This window comes from Methylophaga nitratireducenticrescens (assembly GCF_000260985.4).
Taxonomy (GTDB): Bacteria; Pseudomonadota; Gammaproteobacteria; order Nitrosococcales; family Methylophagaceae; genus Methylophaga; species Methylophaga nitratireducenticrescens.
On record NC_017857.3, the window covers coordinates 2,020,265 to 2,030,127 of the forward strand.

At 43.6% G+C, this 9,863-nt stretch carries 9 protein-coding genes; 6 read left to right on the plus strand and 3 right to left on the minus strand.

Annotation, left to right across the window (positions count from 1 at the left end):
• Nucleotides 1-262: 262 nt before the first annotated feature.
• Genes Q7A_RS09600 through Q7A_RS09610 form a run of 3 tightly spaced genes read left to right on the plus strand, consistent with a single transcriptional unit; the run spans nucleotide 263 to nucleotide 4,123 of the window.
• Entirely contained in the window at nucleotides 263-2,392 is a 2,130-nt protein-coding gene (locus Q7A_RS09600; protein ID WP_014707155.1) for a molybdopterin-containing oxidoreductase family protein, read from the plus strand.
• Nucleotides 2,393-2,423: 31 nt separating this feature from the next.
• Nucleotides 2,424-2,729: a ferredoxin family protein gene (locus Q7A_RS09605; RefSeq protein ID WP_014707156.1), complete on the plus strand. Its 306-nt coding sequence runs from the start codon at nucleotides 2,424-2,426 to the stop codon at nucleotides 2,727-2,729.
• Nucleotides 2,730-2,746: 17 nt separating this feature from the next.
• Nucleotides 2,747-4,123: an FAD-dependent oxidoreductase gene (locus Q7A_RS09610; RefSeq protein WP_014707157.1), complete on the plus strand. Its 1,377-nt coding sequence runs from the start codon at nucleotides 2,747-2,749 to the stop codon at nucleotides 4,121-4,123.
• Nucleotides 4,124-4,209: 86 nt separating this feature from the next.
• Here the strand turns inward: Q7A_RS09610 and Q7A_RS15290 are convergent, their stop codons facing one another.
• Nucleotides 4,210-4,386 (minus strand): hypothetical protein, encoded by a 177-nt coding sequence (locus tag Q7A_RS15290; protein ID WP_014707158.1) that lies wholly within the window; start codon nucleotides 4,384-4,386, stop codon nucleotides 4,210-4,212.
• 157 nt (nucleotides 4,387-4,543) lie between these two features.
• On the opposite strand from Q7A_RS15290, the gene Q7A_RS09615 reads away from it, so the two are divergent.
• From Q7A_RS09615 to Q7A_RS09625, 3 genes are all read left to right on the plus strand, one after another.
• Nucleotides 4,544-6,322, plus strand: a complete 1,779-nt coding sequence (locus Q7A_RS09615; protein WP_014707159.1) for a methanol/ethanol family PQQ-dependent dehydrogenase — start codon at nucleotides 4,544-4,546, stop codon at nucleotides 6,320-6,322.
• 448 nt (nucleotides 6,323-6,770) lie between these two features.
• Entirely contained in the window at nucleotides 6,771-7,973 is a 1,203-nt protein-coding gene (gene hmpA, locus Q7A_RS09620) for an NO-inducible flavohemoprotein (RefSeq protein WP_269147698.1), read from the plus strand.
• 113 nt (nucleotides 7,974-8,086) lie between these two features.
• The gene (locus tag Q7A_RS09625; protein WP_014707161.1) at nucleotides 8,087-8,395 is read left to right on the plus strand and encodes a hypothetical protein; all 309 of its coding nucleotides are present in this window, start codon (nucleotides 8,087-8,089) and stop codon (nucleotides 8,393-8,395) included.
• Between the two features lie 2 nt (nucleotides 8,396-8,397).
• Here Q7A_RS09625 and Q7A_RS09630 read toward each other — a convergent pair whose 3' ends face one another.
• Complete coding sequence (locus Q7A_RS09630; protein ID WP_014707162.1) at nucleotides 8,398-9,087, minus strand: hypothetical protein; 690 nt, start codon at nucleotides 9,085-9,087, stop codon at nucleotides 8,398-8,400.
• Nucleotides 9,080-9,862, minus strand: coding sequence for an FTR1 family protein (locus Q7A_RS09635; RefSeq protein WP_014707163.1), 783 nt, complete (start codon nucleotides 9,860-9,862; stop codon nucleotides 9,080-9,082). Before Q7A_RS09635 ends, Q7A_RS09630 begins: the two co-directional genes overlap by 8 nt.
• Nucleotide 9,863: the final 1 nt, after the last annotated feature.

Genomic DNA, 9,863 nt, shown 5'->3' on the forward strand with positions numbered 1-9,863 from the left:
TCTTTACGACAACACTACGCATATCGTTATGCCAAGTTTTCTGACGGGAAATCTGCCCGAGTTCTCCAGGCATATATCTGTCGAAGATTAGTAGATTTAGGCGTTTAATACTTACTAACCATCCCATCAGATATAAAAATATCTTTTACTTGGTGCGAAGTGAGGCTTTTATATATTTATTGGGGGTAGATGAACGTAATTAAAATTGGCTTGCATAACAGCTAATGTTACGTTACTTAAAGATATTCAAGGAGTTAGAGAAATGAATCAAATCGCTGAAGAAATCCAGACATTTCACGGTGGCTGCCCTCATGACTGCCCAGATACCTGCTCTATGCAGTTCAAGGTGCAGGATGAAAAACTGATTGGTGTTAGAGGTAACCCTGACCACCCCATGACTCAAGGTGGTTTATGCGTGAAACTGAAAGATTATGAGAAACGTCACTATCACCCCGATCGTCTGCTCTACCCTTTAAAACGCACAGGACCAAAGGGTAGCAAACAATTCAAACGTATTTCCTGGGATGAGGCGTTGGATGAAATCTCAAATAAATGGAAAGCCATTATCGCATCCGATGGTCCACACGCGATTATCCCAAACAGCTATTTAGGCAACCAAGGCTTGGTACATGGTTTGAATGGTGGTGATGCCTTTTTTAACCGCATGGGCGCAACCGTTTGTGAACGTACTTTTTGCGGTGAAGGATCCTGCACTGCATGGTTATTAACGGTAGGCCCTACCGCTGGCGTAGATCCCGAAAGTTTTAGCCATTCAAAATATATTGTCATTTGGGCTTGTAACTCAGTAAGCACAAACCTGCACCACTGGAGAATTATCAATGAGGCCCAGAAAAATGGTGCCAAAGTTGTGGTAATTGATTCATATGCCTCAAAAACGGCAAAAGAGGCGGATTGGCATATTGCACCAAAACCCGGGACAGATGGTGCATTAGCCATGGCGATGATTAATGTCATTATTAGTGAAGGGTTGCAAGATCAAGACTACATTGACAATTATACGGTGGGTTATGCAGAACTCGCAGAGCGAGCAAAAACCAGAACACCAGAATGGGCTGAAGAAATAACCGGCATTCCTGCCGATGATATTCGTAAATTTGCACGTGAATATGCAACAACCCCTCCAGCCGCCATTCGTTTGGGAGTTGCCCTGGAACGCACCTATGGTGGCAGTCAAGCTATTCGTGCCGCTACATGTCTGCCAGCATTGATAGGCGCATGGCGTCATGTGGGTGGTGGTGCATTGCAATTCCCAGTGTGGGAACATCCTTATAAGTTTGACGTTATTTGCCGCCCAGATCTCATTCCCGAAGGCACGCCTGTGGTGAACAATTTACAGATTGGTCGCGCTCTCACTGGTGAACTGCAACTTGAAACCCCCATTCAATCGATGATGGTCTGGAATACCAATCCCATCACCCAATCACCTGAAACTGACAAAATTATTAAAGGTCTGGAGCGTGAAGATCTGTTTTTAGTTGTGGCCGAGCATTTCATTTCTGACACGGCCACCTATGCCGATATTTTGTTACCTGCTGCAATGGGGGCAGAAATGGAGGACATGATTCTGTCATGGGGACATCTCTACCTTACCTACAACACCAAATGTATAGAACCACCGGGTGAAGCGAAGCCGAATAATGAAATATTCAGGCAGTTAGCTAAACGCATGGGGTATGAAGAAGAAAATTTCAAATGGTCGGATACTGAGTGCCTGGAAAACTATGTTGACTGGGATTCTCCGACCTGTGAAGGCATTGATTTAGCCTATATGCGTGAACATGGCTTTGCACGTTTAAAAGCGTTTGGTGACAAAGATGTGCGTGCGCGTCACGCCAAAGGTGAGTTTCCAACACCAACCGGTAAATGCCATTTTATGGTTGAAGGTGCTACAAACTTTGTTGCGGGACCATTTCGTCAAATGTACGAAGGATTTCAACCGGGTGAAGCGTTGGACAGCTTGCCCGATTATCTGGCTTCCAGAGAAACACCTGAGACCAATTCTGAGCTCGCAGCCAAATATCCATTAAACATCATTTCACCTAAGAGCCATGGTTTCTTGAACTCATGCTATGCCAACGTGGAAGACAAGATAAAACGCCAGGGTGAACAGTTTGTATTGATCAATGAATTGGATGCAGTAACCCGTGGTGTGAAAGAAGGCGATCAAGTACGTGTCTTTAATGATCGTGGCGCCTTTGAAGGAGTCGCTAAAATTTCCGAAGACGTTAATTCAGGAATTATCGTGGCAACACTTGGCTATTGGCGCCAACTCAACAACGGCACTGTGAACTGTATTAGTTCAGCAGAATTTGGAGATATGGGTCATTCGACGACATTCAGTGACAACTTAGTAGAAGTGTCACTGGCGTAGCGTTAACACCTCACTTTAAAAAGGAAAGATTATGGCTACTTTAGTAACTGATAATTGCCAACGCTGCCGGTTTACAGAATGTGTCACCGCTTGTCCTGTTTCAGCATTTCGTGCCGGTGAAAAGATGCTATTTATAGACCCTGATGTCTGCGTAGATTGTGGTGCATGTATTCCGAAATGCCCGGTTCAAGCGATATACGAAGATCTGGATTTGCCTGAGCACCTAAATGAATGGATTGAAATTAATGCAAGGCGTTCGAAAGTGATGCCCAAAATCACTATGAAAGAATCACCGTATGCTGGTGCTGAAGAACGAAAATCATCATTAGGCTTTTAATTCAAAGGTGAATCAACATGAATAATGCCAATAATCATCCACTTCAAGTCGCTATTATTGGAAGTGGTCCAAGCGGATTTTATGTTGCTGAAGCCCTGTTAAATTCTGGCATTTCTACAGAGATAACTATTTTAGAAAAGTTGCCCTGTCCCTATGGACTGATCCGTTATGGTGTAGCACCTGATCACCAGAAATTGAAGAATGTTTCGCAAACACTTGATGTAATTGCAGAAAACCCTTCAGTCACATATCTGGGAAATGTGGAAGTTGGGAAAGACATACAAATAAACGAGCTGATGCAGCTCTATCATGTTCTGGTTTTTACAACGGGCATGACCAAGAGTTCACAGCTTGGCATTGAAGGTGAGAGTTTAATCGGTGTCCACCCCTCCTCCAATTTCATCGGCTGGTACAACGGCCATCCTGATTATCAATCATTGAGGTTTGATTTTACCCACGATTCAGCCGTTATTATCGGTCACGGCAACGTGGCAATTGATATATGCCGAGTCTTAGCGAAACCGATAGATGAATTGAGAAAATCAGATATTCCTGAACAGGCTCTTGATCTATTAAGCCAAAGTAAAATCAACCATATCAATCTCGTTGGCAGAAGAGGCCCAATTCAAGCGAAATTCACCACCAAAGAACTCCATGAATTGGGAAAGCTGGAGAATTGTAGCGTTGCAATTCACCCCAAACATCTGGAATTAGGTGAGAAATGCCAACAAGAACTGGATGAAATATCCAATCTGATAGCAAAGAAAAATCATCGGGTCTTTGAGACTTATCGTTCAAATTTTACGACGACACCAGACACAAGTAAAAAGCAAATATCAATTGAGTTCATGTTGAACCCAAAAGCGTTTCAAGGGGATAAACAGCTACAGTCAATTGTGTTTGAAAAAACTCGCTTTGAGGGACCTGCTTTTAAGCAAGTTGTCATCCCTTCCAATGATTTAGTGGAGATACCAGGTGGTCTCGCTTTTACTTGTGTAGGGTTTAATGGTTCTCAATTTGCTGGGCTAACGATCGACAACAAAAAAGGCACCCTTTCCAATATAAACTCAAGGCTTATTAACGAACATGGTGAGATTGTGCCTGGAATGTACACAGCCGGTTGGGTGAAACGTGGACCCAACGGTGTGATAGGTACAAATCGCGAATGCGCCCAGGATACGGTGAATCAAATAATAGAAGATATGCCTGAATTTGTTCATCAATTCGCTTATGGCAAAAAGAGTTTGATTGAGCATCTGCAAGCTAAAAATATTCAGTTTGTAACGTTTAATGATTGGAAAGTCATTGATGCTGTCGAAGTAGAACTGGGCCAGAAATTAGGCAAGCCACGAGAAAAATTCACCTCAGTCAGCAGCATGCTGGCATGTATATAAAGGGCTAAATGGGCCACCGGCCCGTTAGGTTTAGGTACTTTGACGTTTACTTGCCAGCCCCATTTACCGTTTAGTTCGGTATATCATCAATGGAACAGTGTTTCCTCGTCCAGCAGTGGTGGAGATGAAAGATCAACACGCCCTAGCAATGAGGTCAAATGATATTGATCAACAGGGTCAACAATAAAACATTGAGTCAATATGTTAACAACCATATGAGCTAACTGTCTGATGCCTGTTGATTTTTCATCTTTAACTGTCATCAGATTTAACCGCTTTGCCTACCACTCTATGAGAGAAACTCTTACAGCTTTTTGAGACAACTGCACCATGACACAAAGGAAGGTGACCTCTATCCTAGTCACTGCATGCTACAAAACTTTTTTTGACATGCATCATACTAATAAAGAGGAAAACTTTATGAAGCTGAAAACATTATCAATTGCAATGATGGGGTTAGCCGTACCAGGTCTGGTCGCTGCAGATGAACTCCTGGAAATGCAAAAAAATGATAACAACTGGGTTATGCCCGCTGGTGACTATGCAAATACGCGTTACAGCGAACTGACTCAAATCACCAAAGACAATGTCAAAGATCTGAACATGGCCTGGTCTTTCTCAACCGGCGTATTACGTGGTCACGAAGGTAACGCTTTAGTTATTGATGGCACGATGTATGTCCATACTCCTTTCCCTAACATCGTTTATGCGCTTGATCTGAACAACGATGGCGCCATCAAATGGAAATATGAGCCAAAACAAAACTACGATGAAACGGTTCCTGTCATGTGCTGTGACACCGTCAACCGTGGCCTGTCTTATGGCGATGGCAAAATCTTCCTGAACCAGGCTGATACCACTCTGGTAGCGTTGGATATGGAAACCGGTGAAGCGGTCTGGTCTGACAAGCGTGACGATCCAAAAGTCGGTGCGACCAGTACTGCGGCCGCACATGTTTTTGATGACAAAATCATCGTCGGTATTTCAGGCGGTGAATTTGGCGTTCGTGGTTATGTGCAAGCTTATGATTTTGACGGTAACACCGTTTATAAAGCCTATAGCACCGGTCCTGATGACGAAATGCTGGTTGATCCAGACAAAACCATGGCAATGCTGAAACCTGTTGGCAAGGATTCTTCACTGAAATCCTGGCAGGGTGACCAGTGGAAAATTGGTGGTGGTACAACCTGGGGTTGGTATTCGTATGATCCAGATCTGAACCAGTTCTACTATGGCTCTGCTAACCCATCTACCTGGAATCCGGTACAACGTCCGGGTGACAACAAATGGACAATGTCTCTGTTTGGTCGTGATTTAGACACCGGTGTGGCGAAATGGATTTACCAAATGACGCCTTTCGATGAATGGGACTATGACGGTATCAATGAAAATGTCCTGGTCGATCAAAAAATTAAAGGCAAAATGCGTAAAATGTTAGTGCATTTTGACCGTAATGGTTTTGCGTACACCATGGATCGTGAAACAGGTGAATTGCTGGTTGCAGAAAAATTTGACCCTACTGTTAACTGGGCGACAGGAATTAACATCAAAACCGGTTTACCGGATCGTGTAGCGAAATACTCTACAGCCCGTAACGGTGCAGATGTAAACACAACCGGTATCTGTCCTGCAGCACAGGGTAGCAAAGATATGCAGCCTGCTGCCTTCTCACCACGTACGGGTCTGTTCTATGTACCAACCAACCATATTTGTATGGACTACGAACCATTCGAAGTTGAATACGTAGCCGGTCAACCATACGTTGGTGCGACACTGAGCATGTACCCACCAGAAGGTGACACGCACATGGGTAACTTCATTGCCTGGGATGCGCGTGAAGGTAAAATCGTCTGGTCCAACCCAGAGCGCTTCTCAGTCTGGTCAGGTGCTTTGGCCACCGCAGGTGACGTTGTGTTCCACGGTACGCTGGAAGGTTATATCAAAGCAGTCGATGCCCAATCAGGCCGTGAACTGTGGAGATTCAAAACGCCATCTGGCATTATCGGTAACGTCAACACCTACAAACACAACAACAAACAGTATATTTCTATCCTGTCTGGTGTAGGTGGTTGGGCTGGTATCGGTATGGCTATCCCAAGTTTGGAAAATGACACAGATGGTCTGGGCGCAGTTGGTGCTTACAAAGCACTGTCTAGCTGGACTAACCTGGGTGGTGTTCTGAGCGTATTTAGCCTGTAATACAGCTAGAAAAAGTCTATAGTTAATAAATAGACAGTTAAGTAAAATTAAGAACCCGGCATCATTGATGTCGGGTTTTTTTTCGTTAAATAGTGAGATACTTCATTCCCGTTTCAATCTCCCCGAGTGATTGCAGAAATTATCGTTTTTGAAATTTATTGGTTACCGTTTTAAGATCCAGCTCAGTGTTTAGGTTATTATCGATATTAATGCTGTTGGTCAGAAAGCAATAAGGTTGAAGCAACATACAGCTTAGGCACTTAAAGTATTCAATCAAGGTCTATCTCTCACTATAATGTCTCAACGACATGTTTGTTTATATGTGTCATTATGATCTTAATAGAGTTTTATAAAGTCCTGTCTAATTGATTCTCATGCTTTATCTAATTGGCACGCTTACTACGAAAGGCGTTTAAGGAATCGGTTGATAGCAATCGTTGCAATAGTTATGAGGTTATTTATGTTGGATAGCAGAACCATTGAAATCGTCAAAAGCACCCTGCCGTTACTGGAAAATGCCGGAGTTGAAGTCACCGATCATTTTTACAAACGCATGTTCAGTCACAACCCTGAATTAAAAGATATTTTTAACCTTGCTAATCAGGCCACCGGAAGACAGCAGTTTGCCTTGTTCAGTGCCGTGGCGATGTACGCCAAGCATATTGATGATCTGGGTGCTTTAGGCGAATTGGTCGAAAGAGTAGCTCATAAACATGTCAGTTTTGATATTCAGCCAGACCAATACCAAATCGTCGGTCATCATTTAATTGAAACGCTGCGTGAAATGGCACCTAATGAATTTACTGATGAAGTGGCCGAGGCCTGGGTTGAAGCCTATGGGTTATTGGCCAAGGTGTTGATTGGCAGAGAGCAGGATATCTACAGCGATTACCAAAATAAAACCGGTGGCTGGACCGGGCCTAGATTATTCGAAGTAAAAGATAAAACACCAGAATCAGAACTGGTGACCAGCTTTACCTTTGTGCCCGTGGATGGAGGTGAAATTGCTAGCTACCAACCGGGCCAATATCTGGCGGTTAAAGTAAAACCAGAGCAGGCCGAAAATACAGAAATCAGACAATATTCTATTTCCGATAAATTTAATGGTGAAAGCTATCGCATCAGTGTTAAACGTGAATCCAAGCCACAAGCAGGATTAGTGTCCAATCATTTACATGACACAGTTCAAGTCGGTGATCGTATTGAATTAATGCCGCCCACCGGTGATTTTTATCTAGCTCATATGGATAAGCCGACCGTTTTGATTTCTGCTGGTGTAGGCATTACACCTATGATGGCAATGCTGGAGACCTTGATTGTCAATCAATCAAAACAAAACATATGGTTTTTACATGCCTGTGAGAATAAAAATCAGCACACCTATGCGCAGCAGCTTAAAAGCAAAGCAAATGAATTGGATCAGTTACATTATTATTATTGGTATAAACAGGATGACTCTGGTGATGAACTGGCACAAAAAGGTCTGCTGAAATTAGACGGATTGCAATCTGAGTTGCCCCTGACGGATGGTCATTTTTATATTTGTGGGCCAATTGAATTCATGCGGTTTATCAAACAGCAGCTACTGGATTTAAACGTGGCGGCAGATCAAATTCATTACGAAGTATTTGGTCCGCATAGCGATCTTTAAAAAGATAGTGGAGAGCGAATCCGCTCTCCACTTTTCTGTTGTAACAAACAATCTTGACACAATTTTCATCTGCACAGGCGTAAATGTAACCTGTATATAAAACAGGAAGCATCATGAAAAAAACAAAGATCGTGCTATTGATTGTCACAATGTGGCTTTTTTCACTTACGATTCACGCTGAAACACCCGCTGATACAAAAGTATGTGATGACTGGGCCAGCAAAGCCGGCTCGTATATGTTATTTCGTCAAATGAATACGCCGATCCACAAAGCCATGGAGAATGCCATGGGCAATGTGACCCGCGGGTTATTGCTCAGTGCCTACCAACAATCTGTAGCGGAAACCAATGAAGGCAAGCAGCAAGCTATAGATAATTTTAAAAATCAGACTTATAAAGACTGTATTTCACAAATGCAATAGCATTAAAATTCATATTCCAGCAAGGCTCGCCAATTGGTATCAGCAGTTTTGGAGGATAATCCAGTCAGCACGCCCACTTCCCAATGCAGTTTTTTGCCAGGTGAAAGGCTGATATCTCCAAGAAACACCGGCCCTAGAGCACGCGTATCTTCGCCGCCATAAAACTCAATGGCCGGTTCAAAATAACGAGAAAGTCGATAACGGGTTTGCAATGATAAAGCCGTTTCAAATTCACTTTCCTGGGTTTCACCCCATTCATATTTAAGCCATAGATTACTGGTTGCCACCCATCTGCCCCACTCTTTCAGGGCAATTAATCCTGCGGCTACTTCCCAGTTTTCATCATCACGTTGCCGTTCGAGTTCGGTGATCAGTCCCCAATCAATGCCGTATTCCCCTTGTTCGGTCAGTTGCCAAAGTGCTTCAACTTCAAAAGCCTGCAAGCGAAAATCATTATTTTGATTATCTTCGCCAATCAAATAACCTTCGATAAACAACCGATCGGTAAGGCTTTTACCCAATCCTAATCGTTGAACCCGTCGGCCGTCGGAGTCCGTCATTCGCCATTCAATTTCACGTTCCAGTGGCTGCACATAAGGAGCATAGACTTTATCAACCGGATTACCATCGGCATGACTGAGCATGGGTAAAAGGCTGGTTAACACTAAAGCTGTGTGACGAAGATTAATCATATTTCGATTGAGCCTGTAAAAAACGCGCCACAACAATGACCAGTATCATCAGTGCCAGACTGGTCAGATAGATCACTATCTGGCTGCATGTTGGCGTCGCTTCATACGCCATCAAGGCATACAGCAACTGACCAGGTAACGAGTGTTCGCTGATAATATGAGAACTGTCCCAAACCGGTTCTGTTGAGGCCAACCAGTCCGCCTGGATGAGAAACTGAGTGGCCTGAGACATCATGCTACCGCCAACGATCACCACCAGAACACAGATAAATCTGGTCGCCGCTGCTGGCTTCAGAGCAATCATCAAGTGGTATAAAAAAATACCGCAGCTGACCCCAATGCCTAAACCAATGAGACTGCCTGATAACACAGACTGCATTAAAAAATGGTCGCTGCTAAACCCGGAAATATAGAGCATGATTTCGGCACTTTCCCGGCTGATTGCCAGGATAATCGCTGCCATCATCACCGCTTTAACTAATCGATTTGGTAAGACGATATTGCTGGAAATAAGCCATAAAAAGCCGGTTAGAAACAGATAAATACCGACGTGGATGATGGTATTGGTGATTTCCTGACCAATACCTTCCAGCCAATTTGAAATTTCCGGTAAAAAATACGCGTAAGTAGCCCCGGCAATCAATCCAAGTAGGATGGCTTTGAGCAGAAAGCCTCGAGATTGCTGGCTCACAGTGGTGAAGGCCATGAACAAACTGACCACCATGGCGGCTTCCAGAACCTCACGTAACACCAGAATAACGCTATTCAGTAGCATG